This window comes from Stenotrophomonas sp. 93052_Sma, from assembly GCF_056481145.1.
In genome coordinates this window covers 3,540,768-3,561,207 of record NZ_CM151134.1, presented here as the reverse complement: position 1 = coordinate 3,561,207, position 20,440 = coordinate 3,540,768, and the positions used below count along the sequence as shown (strand labels likewise).

At 67.7% G+C, this 20,440-nt stretch carries 14 protein-coding genes and 3 pseudogenes; 4 read left to right on the top strand and 13 right to left on the bottom strand.

Annotation, left to right across the window (positions count from 1 at the left end; genetic code table 11):
• Positions 1-54 precede the first annotated feature (54 nt).
• Positions 55-1,401: a virulence factor family protein gene (locus ACZK2V_RS16770; RefSeq protein WP_486322603.1), complete on the top strand. Its 1,347-nt coding sequence runs from the start codon at positions 55-57 to the stop codon at positions 1,399-1,401.
• Positions 1,402-2,323: 922 nt separating this feature from the next.
• Here ACZK2V_RS16770 and mprF read toward each other — a convergent pair.
• A pseudogene (mprF, locus tag ACZK2V_RS16765) lies at positions 2,324-4,886 on the bottom strand (bifunctional lysylphosphatidylglycerol flippase/synthetase MprF).
• A 192-nt stretch (positions 4,887-5,078) separates the two neighbouring features.
• Here mprF and ACZK2V_RS16760 point away from each other — a divergent pair.
• Positions 5,079-5,426, top strand: coding sequence for a RidA family protein (locus ACZK2V_RS16760; protein WP_005410556.1), 348 nt, complete (start codon positions 5,079-5,081; stop codon positions 5,424-5,426).
• 149 nt (positions 5,427-5,575) lie between these two features.
• On the opposite strand, the pseudogene rnfB reads toward ACZK2V_RS16760, so the two are convergent.
• The 9 genes and pseudogenes from rnfB to ACZK2V_RS16715 form a co-directional block, all read right to left on the bottom strand.
• Positions 5,576-5,987 (bottom strand): annotated as a pseudogene (rnfB, locus tag ACZK2V_RS16755) (Rnf electron transport complex subunit RnfB).
• A 25-nt stretch (positions 5,988-6,012) separates the two neighbouring features.
• Positions 6,013-6,603, bottom strand: a complete 591-nt coding sequence (locus ACZK2V_RS16750; protein ID WP_049421042.1) for an HAD family hydrolase — start codon at positions 6,601-6,603, stop codon at positions 6,013-6,015.
• A gap of 76 nt (positions 6,604-6,679) precedes the next feature.
• On the bottom strand, positions 6,680-8,773 hold the full coding sequence (metG, locus tag ACZK2V_RS16745; RefSeq protein WP_486322602.1) for a methionine--tRNA ligase: 2,094 nt from the start codon (positions 8,771-8,773) through the stop codon (positions 6,680-6,682).
• Positions 8,774-8,875: 102 nt separating this feature from the next.
• Positions 8,876-9,319, bottom strand: a complete 444-nt coding sequence (locus ACZK2V_RS16740; RefSeq protein WP_486322601.1) for a DUF2147 domain-containing protein — start codon at positions 9,317-9,319, stop codon at positions 8,876-8,878.
• A 196-nt stretch (positions 9,320-9,515) separates the two neighbouring features.
• Positions 9,516-9,920: an SMU1112c/YaeR family gloxylase I-like metalloprotein gene (gloA2, locus tag ACZK2V_RS16735; RefSeq protein ID WP_049463208.1), complete on the bottom strand. Its 405-nt coding sequence runs from the start codon at positions 9,918-9,920 to the stop codon at positions 9,516-9,518.
• Positions 9,917-10,987 (bottom strand): serine hydrolase domain-containing protein, encoded by a 1,071-nt coding sequence (locus ACZK2V_RS16730; RefSeq protein WP_486322600.1) that lies wholly within the window; start codon positions 10,985-10,987, stop codon positions 9,917-9,919. The genes gloA2 and ACZK2V_RS16730 overlap by 4 nt, the downstream gene beginning before the upstream one ends.
• A 16-nt stretch (positions 10,988-11,003) precedes the next feature.
• Entirely contained in the window at positions 11,004-12,944 is a 1,941-nt protein-coding gene (locus ACZK2V_RS16725) for a DUF885 domain-containing protein (protein ID WP_049421047.1), read from the bottom strand.
• A gap of 94 nt (positions 12,945-13,038) precedes the next feature.
• On the bottom strand, positions 13,039-13,824 hold the full coding sequence (locus ACZK2V_RS16720; protein ID WP_049421048.1) for a queuosine precursor transporter: 786 nt from the start codon (positions 13,822-13,824) through the stop codon (positions 13,039-13,041).
• Positions 13,821-14,516 carry a DUF502 domain-containing protein gene (locus ACZK2V_RS16715; RefSeq protein WP_049421049.1) on the bottom strand — a complete coding sequence of 232 codons (696 nt, stop codon included), beginning with the start codon at positions 14,514-14,516 and terminating at the stop codon, positions 13,821-13,823. The genes ACZK2V_RS16720 and ACZK2V_RS16715 overlap by 4 nt, the downstream gene beginning before the upstream one ends.
• Positions 14,517-14,592: 76 nt before the next feature.
• Between ACZK2V_RS16715 and ACZK2V_RS16710 the strand changes: the two are divergent.
• A pseudogene (locus tag ACZK2V_RS16710) lies at positions 14,593-15,907 on the top strand (hypothetical protein).
• Between the two features lie 7 nt (positions 15,908-15,914).
• Here ACZK2V_RS16710 and ACZK2V_RS16705 read toward each other — a convergent pair.
• A complete protein-coding gene (locus ACZK2V_RS16705; RefSeq protein ID WP_032128978.1) occupies positions 15,915-16,367 on the bottom strand; it encodes a DUF4442 domain-containing protein in 453 nt (150 codons plus the stop codon).
• 223 nt (positions 16,368-16,590) lie between these two features.
• Between ACZK2V_RS16705 and ACZK2V_RS16700 the strand changes: the two genes are divergently transcribed.
• A complete protein-coding gene (locus tag ACZK2V_RS16700; RefSeq protein WP_486322599.1) occupies positions 16,591-17,043 on the top strand; it encodes an REP-associated tyrosine transposase in 453 nt (150 codons plus the stop codon).
• Between the two features lie 52 nt (positions 17,044-17,095).
• On the opposite strand, the gene ACZK2V_RS16695 is transcribed toward ACZK2V_RS16700, so the two are convergent.
• Complete coding sequence (locus ACZK2V_RS16695; protein ID WP_277779249.1) at positions 17,096-18,718, bottom strand: CHASE2 domain-containing protein; 1,623 nt, start codon at positions 18,716-18,718, stop codon at positions 17,096-17,098.
• Entirely contained in the window at positions 18,715-20,415 is a 1,701-nt protein-coding gene (locus ACZK2V_RS16690) for a FecR family protein (protein ID WP_049421053.1), read from the bottom strand. Before ACZK2V_RS16690 ends, ACZK2V_RS16695 begins: the two co-directional genes overlap by 4 nt.
• Between the last annotated feature and the right edge of the window lie 25 nt (positions 20,416-20,440).

Here is a 20,440-nt window from a genome sequence, read left to right as displayed (position 1 = left end):
GTGCCGTGCACGCGGCGGCGGCGTATCGTGTGCGCATTCCATCGGGGATGCGATATGAAGCGTGCAGGGCTGGGCAGGGCAATGGGTGTGGTACTGGCGCTGGCCGCGCTGCCGGCAACGGCGGCCGTGACCCCGCAGCAGTTCAGCCATGGGCGGTTCGAGCAGATTCCGGTGCACATGCCATCCGGCACGCCGCAACGGGTGGTGATCTGGTTCCACGAACCCACGGCCGGTGGTGACACCAGCCGCCTGCCGATCGAGGCCCTGCGTGCCGATGGCGCGCTGGTCGCGGCAGTGGACATTGCGCACCTGCGCGGTGTGCTCAAGCGCGAGGGGGACCTGACCTGTTCGTTCGGTTCCGGTGACGTCGAGAATTTCTCACGTTGGCTGCAGGCCTCGCTGCATCTGCCCGGCTACCACCTGCCGCTGGTCGGCGGTGATGGCGAAGGTGCCGAGATGGCCTATTCGCTGGCAGCGCAGGCCGATACCCAGGTGTTTGCCGGTGTACTGACCACCGGCTTCTGCCCGGACCACAACCACCAGCGCATGGTCTGCGGCGATGGTGTGAAGCACGACAGGCTGCAGCCGGCCGAACTGAATTTTCCGTGGTTGAGCGCGGCCGGTGACCGCGGCTGCAAGGTCGGCCAGGCCAGCGCGTTCGTGCAGCAGGTCGCGATGGCACGCGAGTTCAAGCGCACCGCGCGCGGTGATGCGTCACCGGGCCTGGTGGCTGCGGCACGGGTGATCGGCGCGCAGGCCGGCGTCAGCCTGGCACCGCCGCCTGCTGCACTGAAGGGCCTGCCCGTGGTGGAAATGCCGGCGACCGGCAGCGGCGATACGCTGGCGGTGTTCGTCTCCGGTGACGGTGGCTGGGCTGGCCTGGACAAGAACGTGGCGTCGTCACTCAACGAGCATGGCGTGGCGGTCGTCGGCATCGATTCGCTGCGCTACTTCTGGAGCGAGCGCACACCGAAGGGCTTTGCGGGCGACCTGCAGAAGATCATCGACCACTACCGCCAGCAATGGCACCGCGACAAGGTGATGTTGATCGGTTTCTCGCAGGGCGCCGACGTGCTGCCGGCCACCATAAACCAGCTCGACGTCGGCACCCGTGAGGCGCTGGAGCGCATCGTGCTGCTGTCGGTGGGCAGGAAGGCCGACTTCGAATTCCATGTCAGCAACTGGCTGGGCGGTGGCGGCGACGGCCTGCCGATCGCACCGGAAGTGGCCAGGCTGCCGGCGGAAAAAACGCTGTGCGTGTACGGCGACAAGGATGAGGACGCGCTGTGCCCGGATCTGCCGGCCAATGACGGCGTGAGGAAGGTGAAGCTGCCGGGCGATCACCATTTCGGTGGCGATTACGACCGCCTCGCCGAAGTGATCCTGAAGGGCGGGGTGTAGCGTTTGGTAGACGCCGATCTTGGTCGGCGCTGGGGCTGAAGGCGCCGCGGGATGAGCGTGTCGACCAGGGTCGACACCTACCAGGCGCATGTAGCGTCGAGCCACGCTCGACGGCTGTTGGTAGACGCCGACCTTGGTCGGCGCCGGGGCTGAAGGCGCCGCGGGATGAGCGTGTCGACCAAGGTCGGCACCTACCAGGCGCATGTAGCGTCGAGCCACGCCCGACGGCTGTCGGTAGACGCCGACCTTGGTCGGCGCCGGGGCTGAAGGCACCGCGGGATGAGCGTGTCGACCAAGGTCGACACCTACCGGGCGCATGTAGCGTCGAGCCACGCTCGACGGCTGCTGGTAGACGCCGACCTTGGTCGGCGCTGGGGCTGAAGGTGCCGTGGAATGAGCGTGTCCACCAAGGTCGACACCTACCAGGCGCATGTAGCGTCGAGCCATGCTCGACGGCTGTTGGTAGACGCCGACCTTGGTCGGCGCCGGGGCTGAAGGCACCGCGGGATGAGCGTGTCGACCAAGGTCGACACCTACCAGGCGCATGTAGCGTCGAGCCACGCTCGACGGCTGTTGGTAGACGCCGAACTTGGTCGGCGCTGGGGCTGAAGGCGCCGCGGGATGAGCGTGTCGACCAAGGTCGACACCTACCAGGCGCATGTAGCGTCGAGCCACGCTCGACGGCTGTTGGTAGACGCCGATCTTGGTCGGCGCCGGGGCTGAAGGTGCCGTGGAATGAGCGTGTCGACCAAGGTCGACACCTACCAGGCGCATGTAGCGTCGAGCCACGCTCGACGGCTGTTGGTAGACGCCGACCTTGGTCGGCGCCGGGGCTGAAGGTGCCGTGGAATGAGCGTGTCGACCAAGGTCGACACCTACCGGGTGGCAGGTAGCGCCGGGCCATGCCCGGCGGATCGCGGCTTCAATTCCGCCGCGGATCCAGCGAGATCAGGCGCGTGGCATCCAGCAGCGCGGCCGGCAGATGCATGCCGCCGGGCGCGGCGAGATAGCGCGGCCGCCACTGCGGATCGAACTTCGATTTGAAGCGGCGCAGGCCACTGAATCCGTAGAAGCGTTCGCCGTGCCGCGCCAGCAGTCCGGCCAGTCGGTTCCAGCGACCGGCCAGCCGATGCTGTGCCAGCCCGGACAACGGTGCCATGCCAAGCGAGAAACGCGCATAGCCCTGCGCGCGGCCCCACAGGAACAGTTCGATGAAGAGGAAGTCCATCGTGCCCTTCGGTGCTTCGTTGACGTGGCGCATCAGGTCGACCGACAGCTCGGCGCCGGCCGGTGCCTGCCACAGGTTGGCGAACGCCACGATCTGGCCCTCGGCCTCAACCAGCGCCACCGGGAAGCGCACCAGGTAATCCGGGTCGTAGCTGCCCAGCGAGAAGCCCTTCTCATCGCCGGCCTTGTCTTCCAGCCATGCGTTGGAAATTGCGTGCAGGCGCGGCAGCAGGCTGGGAATTTCCTCCACCGGTGCCACGCGGAAGGTCAGGCCACCGCGCTTGCCCCGGTTCCAGGCTTGGCGCAGATCGGCGCGTTCGCGGCCTTCCAGGCCGAAGTCATGCAGCGGCACCATCGCTTCCTCGCCCAGCTTGACCAGGCCCAGGCCCAGGTCGAGGTAGGTCTGCCAGTAGGTCTCGCCCACCTGGTAGAACACCGGGCGCAGGCCCAGCCGGTCGGCTTCCTCGCGGAAGCGCCAGATCAACGCGCGCCACGTCAGGCGGGCCGACCGGATCGCCCATCGCGATCAGCGAACCGCCGTAGCGCTGCATCATCACGAAGCCCTGTTTCGCGTCATCGCGCAGCACCGCCTTGTCGGCGGTCAGTACCAGGCAGGCCTGGGTATCGGTGGCACCGGCCAATACCGGCGCCAGCGACTGCAGCGTGGCTTCGTCGGCGGGTTGCAGCGGGCTGCGCGTGCTGTGCAGCAGCCGCGCCAGGCCGAACATCACCAGCGCGATGGCGACCACCAGCAACGCACGCAGTGCGCGCGGTGCATTGCCCGACACCGCGAACTGCCACCACAGCTCGTTCTGGTATTCGACATGACTGTAGGTGAAGAACAGCAGCCAGGTGACCGCCACCAGCACCAGGCCGAGATTGCGCAGCCACGGCCACGACCAGGCTTCGTCCAGCAGGGCACCCTGGCGGTAGAACTCGCGGCGTGCGGCCCACAGTGCCATCGCCACCAGCACTGCGGAAACTGCGATCAGCCATTGGCCACCACGCAGCCACAACGGCAACGGGGTGACCACGCACACCACCATCGCCAGCATCCACGCCGCATGGCTGCGCCGGGCCAGGCCCTGGCCGATCAGCAGCAGCGCGACCCCGCTGAGGCTGCCGATCAGGTGCGAGGTTTCCAGGATCGGCAGCGAGGCGTTGACCAGGTGACGGCGCGGCGTCGGCAGCGTGCCGTCGATGACCAGCGCGGCGCCGATGCTGAACACCGCCAGCGCGATGATCTGCGGCAGCCACGGGCGCAGCGCGTTCCAGCCGGCGCGGGTTGCGCCGGCACTGGCCTGTAGCGGCTGACGCAGTGCCGGCGCGAGCGCGAGGAGCGTGGCCAGCACCAGCGGCAGTACGTAGTAGGTGACGCGGTAGATCAGTGCAGCCGCCAGCACCGCAGCCGGTGCCACCTGTGGCAACAGCTTCAACAGGCTCCATTCGAATACGCCCAGGCCCGCGGGAACCGTCGAGACCAAGCCGGCCAGCACTGCCACCAGGTACAGGCCGACGAAGCCCGGCAGGCCGGTCGGCGTGGAGTCCGGCAGCAGCACGTAGAACGCGGCACTGGCCAGCACCAGTTCGATCACGCTGAGTACGGTGACACCCAGCATGGTGCGGCGGTCGGGCAACCAGAGTGCATGGCCGAACACGCTGAACTGCCGTCCCTCGCGGCCGACCAGCAACACGGTGCCCACAAATGCGAGCAGGGCGGCCACGCCGACCACGCGCACCGCGTCTGGATTCAACGGCAACGCCAATGCCGCCGCTGCAGGCTCCATGCACAGTGCCACGCTGATCAACAGCCACGCACCGAACACGAAACCGAGCGTACTCATCAGCACCACCTGGCCGATCTGCGCCAGGTCCAGGCCGGCGCTGCGGTAGCCGCGCAGACGCACGGCGCCGCCGGTCAGTGCGGCAAAGCCCACGGTCTGGCCGAGGGTGTGCGCGAGGAAGGCGGTGATGCCGATGCGCGCGGGGTGCACGCGGATGCCGCTGCGACGCAGGCCGATGGCATCGAAACCGATCAGGCAGGCGTAGCTGGCCAGGCCGAGTACCACGGTGAGCGCGATCTGCGTGCCGCTGAGCTGCCGGAACGCCTGGCGGATGGCGCGATAGCCGTGCTCGTCGAACTCGTTGGCCAGGCCGTGCAGGGCCAGGGCGAGGATCAGCAGGGGGATGACGATGGTGGCAACCCGCTTCCAGGTTGGCGTGGAAGAGGCAGTGGTGGAATCGACGGGGGCGGTCATCGGCGCAAGGGTGCGGCAGGAGGGGCGAGGGCGGTGTCAACGCGGGCGTGGCGCATCGTGCGCCTGTCATCGTCATTTGACCAGTGGGACCGTCCGAGTCCGGTAGTGACGTGTCGCGGAGGACGCCCGTGCACCCACCGTCGACCGGTTTGGAGGACAATGCAGGCCTGATCAACCGCAGGAGCCACGCCCATGATGGAGCGTTACGACGTCGGACCGCGCATGTCCGAAATGACCGTATACAACAAGGTCGCCTATCTCTCCGGCCAGATTCCGGAAGACACCAGCCAGGACATCACCGGCCAGACCCGGCAGGTGCTGGCAGAAATCGACAAGCTGCTGGCGTTGGTCGCCAGTGACCGCCAGCACGTGCTGCGCGCCGAGGTGTTCCTGGCCGACATGGCTGACTTCGACGGCATGAACAAGGCGTGGGATGAGTGGGTGGTCGAGGGTGCGACCCCGGCGCGTGCCACGGTCGAGGCCAAGCTGGCCCACGCTGACTGGAAGGTCGAGATCGTAGTGACGGCGGCGGTACCGTAACGGCAGGCAAGGTCAGGTCCCACCAGCGGAGGGTAGAGTCGACGGTTAGTCGACTATCGCGCGCAGCGCGGGGTTTTGCGCCGCCGGAACGAAGAGCAGTCGCAACCGTCGACTCTACCCCGCCGCTCGACTGCCGGTTGGTCTGGTGGCTACGTTGGCACCAGCTCGATGCAGTCCACCGGGCACGGTGGAATGCACAGCTCGCAACCGGTGCACAGATCGGCAATGACCGTGTGCATGTACTTGGCGCCACCGACGATGGCATCCACCGGGCAGGCCTGGATGCACTTGGTGCAGCCGATGCAGTCGGCTTCCACGATCAATGCCACCTGCGGCGCCTTGTGCTCGCCGCGCGAACGATCAAACGGAATGGCGGGTACGTCCAGTACCTGCGCCAGTGCGCGCGCCAGCGTCGCCGCCCGGCGGGCAGCGGTCCACGCCTGCCTCGCCGCGCGCCATGGCCTGCGCGTACGGGCGGCAGCCGTCGTAGCCGCATTGCCCGCATTGGGTCTGCGGCAGCAGGCGGTCGAGGCGTTCGGTCAGGGGAGGAATCAGGCTCATGCGTGGCGAAGGCTGCGCGTTGGGGTTACTTCAAGGGTTTGCCACGGAACCAGCGCTCGTGGGCCAGCGCCAGCATCGGCTTGTCCTCGGAACTGTCACCGTAGGCATGGATGCGCACGTAGCGTGACAGATCGAACTGGCGGCGGATGTGCTCGACCTTGCGCGGGCCACAGTCGCCACCGGCATAGCGACCTGTGAGACGGCCGTCCTGGCTCTCCAGCCGGTTGCAGATCAACTGCAGGTCCAGCTGTTCGCACCACGGCCGCAGGTACAGGTCCAGCGAGCCGGACACGATCACCACGGTGTGCTGCTGTTCCTTGTGCCAGCGGATCTGCTCCAGCATTTCCGGGCGCACCACGTCGGGCAGGAACTCACGCGAGAAGCCGGCGGCCAGCGTGGCGATGTCATCGCTGTGGCGGTCGCTGAAGGTCAAACGGGTGACGTGCGCGCGGATGCGCTCGGCCGAGATCAGTTTCAGCTTGTATGCGGCCAGCCACGGGCCGACTTTCCACCACGCCTGCGCCAGCTGTTCGGCCGTGGCCACGCGGCGCAGGAATCGGCCATAGGTATCGCAGGTGGTCACGGTGTGGTCGAAGTCGAACAGCGCCAGTTCCATTCCGTTGCCTCCCATCGCGTTGCCCCGAGGCCGGTGCTGCCGGCGGGCGTGGCCGCAACCACGCCCGCTGCGGGCATCAGCGGACCGGCATGCCCGGCTGCGCGCCGCCGTCGGCGTCCAGCAGCGCCAGCGCGCCGCCGTCGAAACCGGCCGACAGGATCATGCCTTCGCTCAGGCCGAAACGCATCTTGCGCGGGGCCAGGTTGGCGATGAACACCACACTGCGGCCGACCAGCTTCTCCGGCTCGCCGTAGCTGGCGCGGATACCGGAGAAGATCTGGCGCTTGCCCAGCTCGCCGGCGTCCAGTTCGAAGCGCAGCAGCTTGTCAGAACCTTCCACGAACTCGCAGACCAGCACCTTGCCGATGCGCAGGTCGAGCTTGGCGAAATCGTCGATGCCGATGTAGGCCGGAGCATCGGCACCCTTGGCTTCGTCCTTGGCCGGTGCCGGTGCCGGTGCCGGTGCGGCCGGCTTGGCGGCGTCGCTCTTGGCGGCGGGGGCGGCAGCGGCGGCCGGCTGCAGGGTGTCCTTGGAGGCGTCGATCATGGCGTCAATCTTCTTCGGGTCGATACGGGTGAACAGCGGGGTGTAATCGGTGATGCGATGGCTCAGCAGCGGCTGCGCCAGTTCGGTCCAGTCGTTCACCGGTGCGGCCAGGAAGGCTTCGGCCTGTGCGGCGGTGGCCGGCAGCACCGGCTTCAGTGCGGTGACCAGCACGCGGAACAGGTTCAGGCCCTGGCTGCACACCGCCTGCAGCTGCGCGTCGGCGCCTTCCTGCTTGGCGATCACCCACGGCTTGACGTCGTCGATGTAGCGGTTGGCTTCATCGGCCAGGGTCATGGTCAGGCGGATCGCCGCGGCCGGATCGTTGCGCTCGTAGGCTTCACGGATCGGCGCCAGGCCGTCGACGAAGCGCTGGTACTGCGCCGCATCGGGCAGCTGTGCGGCCAGCTGGCCGTCGAAACGCTTGCTGATGAAGCCGGCACAGCGGCTGGCCAGGTTGACGAACTTGCCGACCAGGTCTGCGTTGACGCGGGCGATGAAGTCACCCAGGTTCAGGTCGAGATCGTCGACGCCACCGCCGGACTTGGCGGCGTAGTAGTAGCGCAGCGCTTCCGGCTCCAGGCCGGCGTCGAGGAAGGTACGCGCCATCACGAAGGTGCCGCGCGATTTGCTCATCTTGGCGCCGTCTACGGTCAGGTAGCCGTTGACGTGCAGGCGGGTCGGCGCGCGGTGGCCGGTGCCATGCAGCACCGCCGGCCAGAACAGGCCGTGGAAGTTGACGATGTCCTTGCCGATGAAGTGGTGCAGCTCGGTGGCGGTGCCGGCGCGCAGGTGCGCTTCGAAGTCTTCGCCGAGCTTGCTGCACAGGGTCTGGAAGCTGGACAGGTAGCCGATCGGCGCGTCCAGCCAGACGTAGAAGTACTTGCCCGGCTGGCCGGGAATCTCGAAGCCGAAGTAGGGTGCATCGCGCGAGATGTCCCACGCGCGCAGGCCACCTTCGGCATTGAGCCACTCACCCAGCTTGGCCTTCACGCCCGGGAGGGCGACATCGCCGGCCAGCCATTCGCGCAGGAATGCATCGAAGTGGCCCACCTCGAAGAAGAAGTGCTCCGAATCGCGCATTTCCGGCGTGGCACCGGAGATGACCGAACGCGGCTCCTTCAGGTCGGTCGGCGCATAGGTGGCGCCGCAGACTTCGCAGTTGTCGCCGTACTGGTCGGGGCTGCCGCAGTTCGGGCAGATGCCCTTGACGTAGCGGTCGGGCAGGAACATGCCCTTGGCCGGGTCGTAGAACTGCGCCACCGAGCGACGGCTGATGTGGCCGGCCGCTTCCAGCTTCAGGTAGAACTGCTCGGTCAGCGCCTTGTTGGCCGCCGAGTTGGTCGAGTCGTAGTGGTCGAAGGCCACGCCGAAGGCGGCGAAGTCACGTTCGTGGCTGGCCTGGATGTTGGCGATGAAGGTTTCCGGGGTGACCCCGGCCTTTTCCGCAGCCAGCATGATCGGCGTGCCGTGGGTGTCGTCGGCGCAGACGAACCAGGCCTTGCCGCCGCTCATTCGCCGCGCGCGCACCCAGATGTCAGCCTGGATGTAGCCGACCAGATGGCCCAGGTGCAGGGGGCCGTTGGCGTAGGGCAGGGCGGTGGTGACGAGCGCGGTACGGGTCATGGTCGCGGGGTGCAGCCGAGGGGAACCGCAGAGTATCGCATGCCTGCAACGAGGTGACCCGGCCGGGGCCGGGTCACGGGGATGAAGCGGGGGCCGGGGCGCTTACTCGCGCTGCCAGGTCTGCGCGCGGCAGATGAAGGCAATGCAGCCGGACACATCCAGCTTGGTACCGCCGGGCTGCAGTTCCATCTTCGACTTGTAGGTCTTGCCGTTGGCCGGGTCGAGGATGGTGCCGCCGGACCACTTGTTGGTGCCGTCGGCCTTCAGGTTCCAGAGGATGGTCATGCCCTTCACGGGCTTGTTCCTGTTGGCGCCTTCACAGCCGTCGCAGACCGGGTTCGGGCCCTTGTCCGAGTGCAGGATGTCGACCACCTTGCCGGTCAGCGTGCCGTTGGCGGCCTGGCTGATCTCGACGATCGACTTCACCTTGCCGGTTTTGTCGTCGATGGTCTTCCAGCGGCCGGCGGCGCCGTCGGCGGCCTGTGCCGACAGGGCGGCCAGGCACAGCGGCAGTGCCAGCAGCAGGGTCTTGAAGGTCTTGCGCATGGTCCCCTCCCAGGGTTCATTCCGGCACGATGCCGGTACGGGTCGACTGTATACCCATTCGGCGGGGTATGGGGAAGGGGGGCTTTGCAGGGCTGCGCCCCGCCTCTGACAGATTTCTGCGGCTGTTGGTAGGTGTCGACCTTGGTCGACACGGTAGATCCACGCCATGCGTGGATGAATCTCGATTGAAGAACGCTCAACCGACTTCGTACAGCTCCAGCGGCAGGTCGTCGGGGTCGGCGAAGAAGGTGAAGCGGCGGCCGGTGTATTCGTCCACGCGGATCGGTTCGCACACCACGCCATGCGCAGCCAGACGCTGGATGAAGGGTTCCAGCCGGGCGACGCGGAACGCGAGGTGGCGCAGGCCCTGGGCTTCCGGGCGGCTGGGACGGGGCGGCGGCGAGGGGAAGGAGAACAGTTCCAGCTGGCCACCGTCGGGCAGGGCCAGGTCCAGCTTCCAGGAATCGCGCGCGGCACGGTGGTTCTCGGCCAGCACGCGCAGGCCGAGGATGCGCACGTAGAAGTCCTTCGAGCGTGCGTAGTCGCTGCAGATCAGTGCGGCGTGGTGGATGCCCAGCAGGGCGTCGGCATCGCGGGTCATTGCAGGGTGTCCAGCCAGCGCCGGGCGATCTTCAGCGCCAGCGGATAGGGTTCGGGGTCGTTGCGGTTGGTCAGCACGATCACGGTCAGGTGCTTCTCCGGGTGGCGCACGATCACGTTGCGGAAGCCGATGCTCTCGCCGCTGTGCCATTGCACCGGGCCATTCAGGCGCCAACCGAAGCCGTAGTGCGGCGCGTCCGGCTCAGTGGTTGCGGTGGACGGGCTGAACATGGCGCGGCGCGAGGCCTTCGACAGCAGGCGGTCGTCGTACAGCGCCGCATCCCAGCGGGCCAGGTCGTCCAGCGAGGAATAGATGCCGCCATCGCCGAGCACGGCGCTGGTGGTGCTCTGGTCGGTGCGTTGCCAGCGGCCATCGATCCAGCCGTAGCCATAGGCGCGTGCGGCGATGGTATCGACGCCGTCCTGGTGGGCCACGGTGTGGGCCATGCCCAGCGGGCGGAAGATGCGCTGCTGCAGGAAGGCTGCGAAGTCCTGCCCGGAGGCGCGACCGACGATCAGTGCCAGCAGGGCATAGCCGCTGTTGCTGTAGCGGTACTGCGTGCCGGGGGCGAAGTTCAGCCGGTCCTGGCGCGACAGCAGGGCCAGCACATCGGCATCGTGTACCTGCCGCGTGTCTGCCGGGTCCATCAGGTCTTCGTAGTCGAGCAGGCCGCTGGTATGCGAGAGCAGGTGGCGGAGGGTGATGCCCGCTGCAGCCGGTGGCAGCTCGGGCAGCCACTGCCGGGCCGGCTGGTCCAGCCCGAGCCGGCCGTCTTCCACCAGCAGCAGCACCGCCGCAGCGGTGAACTGCTTGCTGACCGAGGCCAGCCGGAAATTGCTGGCGGCTGTGACCGGGGTGCCGTCTTCGACCACCGCAAGGCCGTAGCCACGGCGGAACACCGGCTGCCCGTCATGCAGCACCAGCACTGCGGCGCCGGGCACCTGGCCATCGTAGGCCTGCATCAGGCCGTCGATACCGGCATCCGGTGGGGTCAGCACCGGTGCGGCGGAGGTGGCCAGCGGCAGCAGGCCCAGCACGGCGGCGAACAGGACGACGGCAGGGCGCATGGCGGCTCCGGAGGGGTCAGGGTGAAGGCGCGGGTGTGGCGCTGGCCGGCTGCGCCATCCAGCGCTCCATCTTGCGGTCCAGCACGTCCAGCGGCATCGAGCCATCCTTCAGCAGTTCGGCGTGGAAGCGGCGCAGGTCGAAGGCGGCACCCTGGCGTGCCTTGGCCTTGTCGCGCAGGGCGACAATGGTGGTCAGGCCGGCCACGTTGGACAGCGCCTGGCCGGGCTGGGCCATGATCCGCTCGACTTCGGCGTTGGCGTCATCGCTGCTCATGTCCACGGTCTTCTGCAGGTATGCCACGGCCTGCTGCTTGCTCCAGCCCTGGGCGTTCACGCCGGTGTCGGCCACCACGCGGGCAGCGCGCAGCAGGCGCGAATACAGGTAGCCGATGCGGTCGTAGGGATCGGTATAGATGCCCAGGTTCTCACCCAGTGTTTCGGCATACAGGCCCCAGCCTTCGACGAAGGCGAGATCGCCACCCAGGCGGCGGAAGCGCGGCAGCTTGGCCAGCTCCTGCTGCAGGCCCAGTTGCACGTGGTGGCCGGGGATCGCTTCATGCAGGTACTGCACCGGCACGTTCCAGCGCTTGCGGCTGGCCAGGTCGCGGGTGTTCACGTACAGCACGCCCGGTTGCCCGGCCGCAGACGGCTGGTAGGCCGCTGCTGCGGCGGTCAGTGCACGCTCCGGTTCCACCGCGCGCACGTCCAGCGTGGACTTGGGCAGGGTATCGAGCACCTGCGGCAGGCGTGCGTTGACCTGCTGCTGCACCTGGCGATAGCGGTTGATCAACGCATTGGCGTCGCCGTACTGGAACTGGCGGTCGTTACGCATGCTGCGCAGCAGCTTGGCCGGCGTGCCGCGCAGCTTGGCGTCCTTCATCACCGTGGCGATCTGCGCCTGCAGTTCCTGCACGCGCTGTTCGCCCAGCGCGTGCAGCTGCGCGGCGGTCTGGTCGCTGGCCGTGGTCTGCACGATCAGGTTGGCGTACCAGGCCTGGCCATCGGGCAGTGCGCCCAGGCCGCTGCTGGTGCGCGAGGCGGGCAGGTATTCGGTGGCGATGAAACCGCGCAGGGCGCGATAGGCCGGCATGATGCGCAGTTCGATCATGCGCTTGTATTCGGCGCTGATGCGGGCCTTGTCCTCGGCCGCGATGGTGTTCGGCATGGTGCGGATCGGCGACCAGAAGATGCTCTCTTCGGCGGTCGGCTTGATCACTGCATCCAGCTGCGGCAGCACTTTTTCCATCAGGTCGCGTGGCTGCACCACGCCGGCCTTCATGCCCTGGCGCATGTTGTCGATGGCCTGGTCGAACAGCTCGGGAATGCCGAGCGAACGGCGCGACCAGGTGTCGTAGTCCTGCACGGTGTTGAACGGCTGCGCGCCGGCACCTGCACCGAGGATCGCCATGATGCTGCCGACGTTGTAGTACTGGCTGATCGGCATCATCCAGCTCGGGTAGCGCTCGGCGGCCAGCGAAGCGCGCGCGTCGCGCACGAAGATCTCGTAGCTGAGCAGGTCCTGGCCCTGCAGGCCGTCGCTGCCGAGTTTCTCGACCTTGCCCAGCCACTCGGTGGTGAAGTCGTGCGATTGCTGGCGCCACGCGGCGGACAGGATGTTGGGCAGCTGGTCGTTGTAGCGGGCCTCGCCCTGGAAGGTTGCCTGCAGCGGATTCAACCGCATCGAGGCATCCCAGTATTCGTCATACAGGCGCTCCAGCTGCACCTGCTTGGGTACGGCGCGGGCCGGTGCGACCGGACGCGGCGTGGCGCGGCGCGCCGAACTGCCACGGGCCGGCGCGGTAGCGCGGGCAGGCCGGGCCTTGGGCTTGGCGGCCTGGCGGGTCTGCGCGGCGGCAGGGCGGCTGGCCTTCTTTTTCGCTGCTTCGGCCGACGGCACGGCGCTGAACAGGAACAACGCGGCGATGGCGGCGGCCAGGGCGCGGGTGGGATGCGGCATCAGGAGCTTCCGTGGAACACAGACCGTGGAGCTTGCACGATCCGGCCGCGTACGGCCAGCGTGAAGGCGCAGTCAGCTTTTTGCTGCTGGGGCTTCAGTCAGCCGCAGCGGCGGCGCGCAACGATGCGGCTCGCTCGGCACCCAGATAGCGGGTGATGGTACGCCGCATCAGGTACAGCAACGGAATCAGGGCGATCGCAAAGCCCATCTTGTAGATGTAGTTGACACTGCTGACCGCCAGGAACAGCGAGGTCGGCCAGTGCTGCGGTCCGAGCACGAAGGCGATCCAGATCACCACGAAGCTGTCGACTACCTGCGAGACCGCCGTCGATCCGGTCGCGCGCAGCCACACGTGGCGTTCTCCGGTGGCCTGGCGGATACGATGGAACACCGCCACGTCGATCAGCTGGCCGAGCAGGAAGGCCACCAGCGAGCCGGCGATGGTCCACATGCCCTGGCCGAACACCGCTGCGAATGCCGCCTGGTAGTCGGGCACGCCGTGGCCATCCATCGACGTGACCCACCAACTGGCCGGCGCCAGCGAAATAGCCGCGAAGGCGAACAGGAAGCCGTAGCCGATCAGCACCACCGCCAGCCACGAGATGAAGCGCACGCCGCGCTTGCCGAAGAACTCGTTGATGGTGTCGGTCATGATGAACACCACCGGCCACAACAGGGTGCCGGCGGTGAAGCTGAGCGAGCCGGTCTGGCCGAACAGGTTCCAGTTCAGCGGAGCGATGCCCAGGGTGTCTTCCAGCGCGAAGATCTTCACCCCGATCAGCTCGGCCAGCACCGCATTGCCGCAGAAGAACGCAGCCAGCACGATGAACAGCAGGACCGCGCGGTCCTGCAGCGGGCGCTCGATCGGCGCCGGGGTCATTCGCTGCGTTCGCCGGTGCGATCGCCGGCACGGGTGAACGGCACGCTGGACGGCGCCACGGCACCGCCGGAAATGATGAAGCTCATGGCCTGGTCGACGGTCCAGTCGGTCGGCGTCAGCAGTTCCACCGGCACGATTTCCAGGTAGCCCGAGGTCGGGTTCGGCGTGGTTGGCACATACACCGCGGCCAGCTCACGGTCGGTGCCGTGTTCCTTGATCACGCGGGTGACCAGGCCGACCGATTTCATGTCGCGGTGCGGGAAGTCGATCAGCACCACGCGCTGGGTGCTGCCCGGCTCGGTCTGCAGCATGTCCAGCAGTTTCTTGGCGCTGTCGTAGATGATGCTGGCCAGCGGAATGCGCTTGATGACCGCGCCGACCCAGCGCAGCAGGCGCTGGCCCAGCACGCGGCGGCTGGCGACGCCTACCGCCAGGATCACCAGCAGGGTGGCCAGCAGGGCGATGGTGTTCTGGATCCACTCGGCACGGACCCAGCCGAGGTAATGCGGGAAGCTGGTCGCGATCTGCTCGGAGAGCGGCACCACCAACGGGCTGGAAATGCCCGACAGCAGCACGAACACGAACTTGACCACGACCCAGGTCAGCCAGATCGGCAGCAGGGTGAGCAGGCCGGTCAGGAACAGGCGCTGCAGGGAGGGGCGGGGGACCAGGGCGGGGGCTTCGAGCGACATGGGCGCATTGTAGCGGTCGCGGCCGGTCGATTACGCTGGGGAAACGACTGCGGTAACGGCACATGGAAGGGAAGCTGTGTTGAAGATTCTGCGCGGACTGGGCTGGATTCTGGCAGGCCTGTTGCTGCTGGCCATGGTGGTGTGGTGCGCCTCGCGCATGTGGCCGGTGCCCGAATCGCGGCTGCAGGCGCAGCAGCGACTGGAAGCACGCCTGCCGGCGACCGGCCACAACGGTTATGCCCTGTTGTGGACGCTGCCGTTCGACGATCTGAATGCCCGCCAGCGCGAGCAGGCGCTGGCCGAGGACGTGCGCCGTTGGGAGGCCGACCTGCGGGGCAGCAGCGGCGCCCAGACACACCTGGTGGCCAACCATGCCGAGCTGCGCTCGCGGCCCGGTGCCAGTTGCGGGCCGGCCGCCAGCGGCTGCCTCGCCCAGGTCCGCGCGGACCCGCAACGCTTCGTGGAGGCCCACGCCGGCCACCAGCAGTTGCATGCGCGGCTGGATCAGCTGGCCGAAGCGGACTACTTCATGTCGCCGTTCCCGCCGAAGGGCGAGGGCATTCTGGTTCCGTTGCCGACCTATGGCCTGGTGATGGACGCCACCAGTGCGCGCGCTGGCCTATGTGCAGGGCGATATCGACGGTGCCCTGCGAGGCGCCTGCCGTGGCCTGCAGCTGGGCCGGCGGCTGGTGCCCGGCGGCAGCTATCTGGTCGAGAGCATCATCGGTGCCAGCCTGGTGCAGGCCAATGCCCAGCTGCTGGCCGACATGCTGGTCGAACTGCCGGCCGACCACCCCTTGCCGACGGAGTGCGAACAGGCCATGCAGCCGCTGCGGGCCGAGGAACAGAGCCTGTGTCGTGCCATGCAGGGTGAGTACGCGATGAGCCGGGCGGCGATCGAGAGATCGGCGCGGGAGTTCGGCGGCGTGCTGGTGCTGGATCGCAGCAGCACCCTGGCCCGCGCGGCCGGCAATCTTGGCTGGGCCTGTGGCGCGGCAGCCACATCGGCGCTGGAAGCGGATCGCCCGTTGCCAGTGCCGGCGCCACCGCAGCATGACTTCGGCTGCCTGTCGAACGTCATGGGCTGCGTGCTGACCGATATCGCCGCGCCGATCTATCCTGCCTATTCGTCACGGCCACAGGATGCCGCGGCGATGGTGCGGCTGCTGGGGGCGCAGCGTTGGCTGCGGCAGCAGACGGATGATCCGGTGGACGCACTGCAGCGGCTGCCGGTGCAGTTCCGCTCGCCGGTGCGGGCGCCGCAGCTGTCGGCCGACGGCCGCCACCTGCAGGTGCCGCGTCGCTCTCCAGCGCGCAGCGCTGAAGAGAACCCGTGGCTGTCGGTGCCGTTGCAGAAGGAATCGGCTTCGACTGCTGCGGGACGCGACTGATGCGCGCTCAGCGTGCGTGTGGCTTCAACCGCAGGTAGACCTGCTTGCGCACCTGGGCGACCACCTCGCCGCTTTCATCGACGACATCATTGCTGAACCATCTCAGCACTTTGTCACCAGCGGCGGCTTCGGCGCGCAGTTCGTCCAGCAGTGCGTCATCGATGCGGAACGACGTACGTACGGTGCCTCTGCCGGGCTTGAGGAAATCGATGGCACCGGCACGGTCCCACACGTAGTAGTCGCGGCCGAGGATGTGCAGCAGGCCAAGCATCCAGAACGGATCGGTCATCGCAAACAGGCTGCCGCCGAAATGCGTGCCGACGTAGTTGCGGTTCCAGGGCCGCATGCGCAGTTCGACGTCGATCTGCCGGTAGTCCGGCGAGACCCGGGTGACGTGGATGCCGGTGAACAGGAACGGCGGCCAGAGATTGATACCGAAGCGGAACAGACGGGCGTTCATGCGGGTCCGGGGGCGCAGGGCGAGGCGCCCAGTCTAACCATTCGCATGCGTATGTTGCACCCCGGGCGAGCGTCCGCATAATTCGGGGGTGGTCCGGCGAATTGTAGAGTCGAGCTTGCTCGACTGCTTTCAAGGGCAGCAGCGAATACGCTCGACGCCATCCGATAGCTATTTCAGGGTTTTCCCGATGGGTACGGCTCGGTCCCCGGTCCATGCTGTTTACATGCCCAGCCCTGCCTTGTTGCGCGGTCGATTTTCCGCAATCGGATGCTTCTACGTAGTCACCACTGTCACTGCGGGTCGTCGACGCATCTTTGCAGATGCGCGACACGCGGCGACCCTGATGGACGGCCTTCGTGACAGCGACCGCCGTGGACTCACGCGATCATTTGCCTGGGTGGCAATGCCCGATCATCTGCACTGGGTCATGCAGCTGCGTCAAGGAACCCTGGGACGATGCATGCAGTCACTGAAGTCCAGAGTGGCCATTGCAGTCAATGCGCACTCCGATGAAGAACTGCCGGTGTGGCAGCGGGGCTACTACGATCATCTGATCCGGAATGAGGAGGATGTTCGGCAACAGTCACTGTATGTACTGGCCAACCCCGTGCGCGCGGGCCTGACATCGCGGCTGGGAGACTATCCGCTTGCGTGGTGTCGCTGGCCGCTGGAATGAGGCGGAGGCGGTCGAGCAAGCTCGACTCTACAGGTGGTGTGCATGTCCTGCTTCATGCGCCGTCGATGACATACCCGTCGCGGCCGTTGGCCTTGGCCTGGTACAACGCGGTGTCGGCGCCTTCGACGAAATGGTGTGGTTGCAGCGTGCCGTCGGGTACGCGGGTGAACACGCCGATGGTGAGGGTGACGCCTGCTTCGCTGCCGTCACCGGGCGCCGGCAGTGCGCGCACGCAGGCAATCAGGTCCTCGATGACCTGACGCGCGCCCTCGGCCGGGGTATCGGGCAGCACCAGTGCGAACTCGTCGCCACCGTAGCGCGCGGCCATGTCGCGTGGGCGTCGCGCATGCGCACCGATCAGGCGTGCAACATCGCGCAGCACGCGGTCGCCGACCTGATGGCCGTGGCGGTCGTTGTGGCGCTTGAAATGGTCAACGTCGATCAGTGCGAGGCTCAAGGACTTGCCACTGCGTCGCGCGGCATCGCATTCCTGTTGCAGCGACTGCTCGAAACGCAGGCGATTGCCGAGACCGGTCAGCGCATCGCGGTTGGCCAGGCGGTGCCAGGCCGAGACGCGCCAGGTCGCCCAGGCAAGCAGCACCAGCAGGATGCCCAGCATGGCGCTGGCCGGTGCCCACCACAGGTCACCGGCGCGCAACAGCAACCAGCTCAGCAGCGGTGGAAGCGGCAGCGAGCACAGCGCCGCGAGCCATGGCAGGCGCAGGCCGAGCAGGATCACGCACAGTGCCACCAGTACGCCACTGATGGCGTGCTGCCAGAGGCGGGGCAGCAGGTCGATCTGCTTGTGCTGCAGCAGCATCGAAGCGATGTTGGCCTGGTACTCACTGCCGCTCATCCAGAATTCGCGGGTGGTCGGGGTCAGCAGCCGCGGTGCGATGCCGCTGGCGGTCATGCCCACCACGATGCGGCGGCCGTGCAGCATCGCCATGTCCACGTGACCATCCAGCACATCGGCATAGGACACCTGCGGCAGGCGTTCGGGCGGTCCGGCATAACGCACCCGCACGTAGTCGTTGCGCCGCCATTGATAGGGCGAACCGATCTCCGGGTCGGGGTCGGGCAGGCCGTGCACCGCGCCCGCGGGCAGGTCGGCCAGCGCCAGGCCCAGTGCTGGCCAGTGGGCCTGGCCGATGCCGGCACGCAGGTACACGCCGCGCGCGACACCATCGCCATCCACTTCCACATCGGTGTGGCCGATCGCTGCGGCACTGGCCGCGATCTGCGGAATCGGCAGCATTTCCTCGGCCATGCGGTCGCCGGCGGCCGGTGCCGCGAGTACCGGCAGCACCACCCGGCCGTTGCGGCGTATCGCGGCGGCCAGTTCATCGTCCTGGTGGCTGTCGCGACGATCAGGTTCGGACAGCATCAGGTCCAGTGCGACGCGCTCGGCACCGGCATCGGTCAGCCGGTCGAGCAGGCGGGCATGGATCGAGCGGGGCCAGGGCCATTGGCCGATGCGCTGCAGGCTGCCCTCGTCGATGGCCACGATCAGCACGCTGGGGTCGGGGCGGTAGTCCCAGTTGCCGACCATGGCGTCGTAGGCCGCTTCGTCCTGTCGCCACAGCCACTGGCCCTGGCTGGCGATCACCGTCAGCACCCCGGCCAGCAGTGCCAGCAGGATCCGCTTCGGCCACGGCAGCGGCGAGCGCCTCATAACAACAGCAACAGCAGCAGGGCGCCACCACCGGCGCCGTAGCACAGGCGGCAGGGCAGCTTGATCTGCTGGGCCGGTGAGTACTCACCCGCATGACCATCGTCGTCGATGTACTGCACACGCACATGCAGGGTGCCGCTCCACGGCCGCTTGAAGCTGACCTGCGGCTCGCTCACGGTCTGGTCGACCAGGGGCGCCCTGAAGTCGCCACGACGGTCCACCTGCACCCGGTACTGCTGGCCTTCGCTGCCGGCCTGCCAGCGCAGGGTCAGTTCGCCATGCGCGGCCTCAGGTGGCTGCAGGGCAGGGTCCACCGGTTCATTGCTCAGTTGCAGGGGCAGGGCCTGGCCGTAGCGGCCCTGGTGGCCGTTGCCATCGCGCGACGCCACCCGCCAGAAGTACTCGCCGGGCGGCAGCGGCTGCGCCAGGCGCAGGTCGGTGCCTGGGGTGCTCTGTTCCTGCAGTGGCTGCACGAAGCTCGGCTCGGCGGCGATCTGCAGTACGCTGCTGCGCGCGCCGGGCGCCTGGCTCCAACGGAAGCGCGGGCGGTCGCTGTTGACGGTCTGCCCATGCAGGGGGGCCACGGTGAGCGGCGGCGGGGGCTGGTCGCTGAGTTCGAAATCGGCGCTGGCGTCGAGGCCTTCCACGCCCTGCGCATCCACCGCGCGCAACAGGATGCGCAACTGGCCGGGGGGCAGGTCACCGATCGCCAGCCGGGTGTCGGCAGTGGTGGCGGCAAACAGCAGGATTTCCGGCGTCGCTGCCTGTACCACTTCCACGCGGTAGCGCGCGGCGCCGTCGACGGGGTCCCAGGCAAGCAGGGTCGGCAGGGGCGCCAGGCGCACCTCGTCGCTACGCAGCTGCGGCGCTGGAAGAAGGGCGGAGACAGCGTCCGGTGCGGCATCGGCGCTGCTGCTGCGGCTGGCCTGTCCAGGCTGGACCAGGCGCTTGCCGTGGGTGTTGCCGACCTGCACCTTGCCCTGCAGTACTTCGGTGGCAGCCACCTGGCCGGTGTCACCGGCGCTGACCCGGAAGACGGTGCCGCGCACGCTGCTGGTCGCCGTAGGTGCATCGATGATGTAGCGCGAGGCCGGGCCACGGGCAGGTGTCACCCGATTGCTGGCGCGGCCCTGCTGCAGGCGCAGGCGGGTATCGACCATGCCGGTGTGGCCGTAGCGGCTGAGCTGGTCCAGGCGCAGCCGGGAGTACTCGCGCAGCTGCAGGCGCGAGGCGTCAGCGAATTCAAGCGTGACGCTGGAGTCGCCTTCGGTCTGCACGGTGTCACCGATGCGAAGTTGTTCCCCGGCGAGTATCGCGCGCGAGGCGCTGCCATCGGCACCTGACAGTTCGACCTTGCCGCGCACCGACAGCACGCGGGCAGGTGCCGGTTCGATGCGCAGCCAGCTGATCGGGAAGCGCAGCAGCTGCCCCGGTGGCAGCTGGTAAGGGTTGTCGATGCGGTTGTGCTGTTGCAGCTGCTGCCAGCGCACCGAGGGCTTGAGGTACAGGCCTCCCAGATCCCACAGGGTATCGCCGGGACGGACCCGGTAGTTCCAGTCCTGGGCGGCGGCCATGGCCGGCAGGAAGAGAAGAGCGCAGAGCAGCGCGCCCTGGAAGCGCATGGCGAACGACAGCGAGCGGACGAAGGTCACAGTTTGCAATCCCGGCAATGCGGGGGCGCAGCTGCAAGACCCCATGGCCCCGACCTCATCCCCCCGAACG

Coding starts and splice junctions, on each gene's coding strand:
- ACZK2V_RS16740 (WP_486322601.1), bottom strand. CDS start 9,319: ATGCGCAAGACCTTCAAGACCCTGCTGCTGGCACTGCCGCTGTGCCTG.
- ACZK2V_RS16705 (WP_032128978.1), bottom strand. CDS start 16,367: ATGAACGCCCGTCTGTTCCGCTTCGGTATCAATCTCTGGCCGCCGTTC.
- ACZK2V_RS16695 (WP_277779249.1), bottom strand. CDS start 18,718: ATGAGGCGCTCGCCGCTGCCGTGGCCGAAGCGGATCCTGCTGGCACTG.
- gloA2 (WP_049463208.1), bottom strand. CDS start 9,920: ATGACCCGCGATGCCGACGCCCTGCTGGGCATCCACCACGCCGCACTG.
- ACZK2V_RS16700 (WP_486322599.1), top strand. CDS start 16,591: ATGCCCAGCCCTGCCTTGTTGCGCGGTCGATTTTCCGCAATCGGATGC.
- ACZK2V_RS16750 (WP_049421042.1), bottom strand. CDS start 6,603: ATGGAACTGGCGCTGTTCGACTTCGACCACACCGTGACCACCTGCGAT.
- metG (WP_486322602.1), bottom strand. CDS start 8,773: ATGACCCGTACCGCGCTCGTCACCACCGCCCTGCCCTACGCCAACGGC.
- ACZK2V_RS16770 (WP_486322603.1), top strand. CDS start 55: ATGAAGCGTGCAGGGCTGGGCAGGGCAATGGGTGTGGTACTGGCGCTG.
- ACZK2V_RS16715 (WP_049421049.1), bottom strand. CDS start 14,516: ATGTCGCTCGAAGCCCCCGCCCTGGTCCCCCGCCCCTCCCTGCAGCGC.
- ACZK2V_RS16730 (WP_486322600.1), bottom strand. CDS start 10,987: ATGCGCCCTGCCGTCGTCCTGTTCGCCGCCGTGCTGGGCCTGCTGCCG.
- ACZK2V_RS16760 (WP_005410556.1), top strand. CDS start 5,079: ATGATGGAGCGTTACGACGTCGGACCGCGCATGTCCGAAATGACCGTA.
- ACZK2V_RS16690 (WP_049421053.1), bottom strand. CDS start 20,415: ATGGGGTCTTGCAGCTGCGCCCCCGCATTGCCGGGATTGCAAACTGTG.
- ACZK2V_RS16720 (WP_049421048.1), bottom strand. CDS start 13,824: ATGACCCCGGCGCCGATCGAGCGCCCGCTGCAGGACCGCGCGGTCCTG.
- ACZK2V_RS16725 (WP_049421047.1), bottom strand. CDS start 12,944: ATGCCGCATCCCACCCGCGCCCTGGCCGCCGCCATCGCCGCGTTGTTC.